Genomic DNA, 1,677 nt, shown 5'->3' with positions numbered 1-1,677 from the left:
CTGGCCTGGTAGGCCGCGATCCGCTCGCTCCATATGGCTTGCAGATTCATTTCCAATTTAGAATCCATCCTCTCGTTGGCAGGATGGATTCATTATGAGGGATTGCTTTGCCTACGAACAGGTGGGTTTGGTTTGACGCTTACTGTGAAAGAGCTGCATTCATACCGGGGATGCGACAGAAAGTCATGACGGTTTTAGGCTTGCGCGGCAGCCTGCCGGTTTCTGGACGACTTGCTGCCAGGCAAGCAGCTTTAGTCGCGCGCGCTGCCGCTCTCTTTTCCCATACGGCACCGCTTCCCGGTTAAGTCGCTGTCGTCCTACTCGACACTGCCCACAGCAGCTCGCGGATAACGGTTAGATGGCCGCTTTACTCTCAAACGTGGATGAAAAGGTCAGCACTAGCGGTCGCCTGTACAGGATTTTTACGATGAACCTAAAGCCTAAAAGGAAAGACATCTGAATTCAGGCCGCAAGCGGAGTCCCGTCCTGACCGGAGGCACCTGCTTTTTGCACCGGACTTCCACAAGCTACCCTCGATAACGATACGTAGGCACACCAGTCACACCTGTACGAACGTGAAAAATTCCGCCCGCCTGCGGGTACGCCTCTTGCTGCTCGGCTGTATTGTTAATCGATGCGGTGGTAATGTACAAATCCTGCAAATCATCCCCGCCGAACGCGCAGGAGGTTACCTTGGGGGAAGCGACCCGGACTGTTCCGATTTGCTCCCCTGTTTGAGGGTTCCACCGGGAGACCTGATATCCGCCCCATTCGGCAATCCACAGCATTCCTTCGCTGTCGGCCGTCATCCCATCCGGGAATGAACCCCGCTCCACGTCAAACCGGATGATGATGCGGCGGTTTGCGACGGTCCCCGTGCTGCTGTCGTAGTCAAACGCGCTGACCGTCCGCGTCGGAGAATCAATATAGTACATGGTTTTCCCGTCCGGGCTCCACGTCAGTCCATTGGAGGTCGTTATGTCTCCCACCCGGGACTCCAGGGTCCGATCCGCATTCAGCACATACAGCGTAGCCGTCGGCTCCGTCTCCTCCATATGCATCGTACCGGCCCAAAAACGCCCGGCCGGATCACATTTACCGTCATTAAAGCGATTGCCCGGCAGATGCTTCTCCGGGTCCGTCAGAAACGTAAGCTTGCCTGTCTCCGGCTCAAGCTCATACAGCCCGTGATGCATCGCCACCAGCAGGCCGCCGCTCTCGCGTTGCACGACGGCACCGACTTTTTGACCGACCGGTATGGTCTGATTCGTTCCTGCGGCCGGATCAAAGCAATGCACGCTTTCCCCTGCAATATCTATCCAGTACAGCTGTCCCCGCTCCGCATCCCAGCAGGGCCCTTCTCCCAGCTGTGCCTTCGCATCCAGCACAAGCTTCGCATCCCATGTATTCAAAGCCATCTTCCTCCCTGTCCCATTCGCAGATCTTTACTCTCTGATTGTACACCGCCTACATGCGGGCTGCCAGCCCGTACCACGTTTCACTGAATCGAAATGAAACCGTCCGATTCATTAATAGGATAATCCTATATAGATTTAAGTTTTTATATATTGGACCACTAGCGTTGCATTAATTTTCTCTGAATCTTCATAATTTTCTGTATTTATCTCATTCAGACGCAAAAAAATCCTTTACAATGGATTGGCAGGTAGTTCCTGT

Annotated in this window: 1 protein-coding gene; it reads right to left on the bottom strand. The window is 54.0% G+C overall.

The window, feature by feature from the left end; translation table 11 throughout:
• Positions 1 to 527: 527 nt before the first annotated feature.
• The gene (locus WBG83_RS22315) at positions 528 to 1,418 is read right to left on the bottom strand and encodes an SMP-30/gluconolactonase/LRE family protein (protein ID WP_336747590.1); all 891 of its coding nucleotides are present in this window, start codon (positions 1,416 to 1,418) and stop codon (positions 528 to 530) included.
• Between the last annotated feature and the right edge of the window lie 259 nt (positions 1,419 to 1,677).

The organism is Paenibacillus sp. y28 (assembly GCF_037137075.1).
Lineage (GTDB): Bacteria > Bacillota > Bacilli > Paenibacillales > NBRC-103111 > JBBBNV01.
Note: the sequence above shows the minus strand (reverse complement) of the source record. Positions and strands in the feature narration are given on the sequence as shown.

Coding starts and splice junctions, on each gene's coding strand:
- WBG83_RS22315 (WP_336747590.1), bottom strand. CDS start 1,418: ATGGCTTTGAATACATGGGATGCGAAGCTTGTGCTGGATGCGAAGGCA.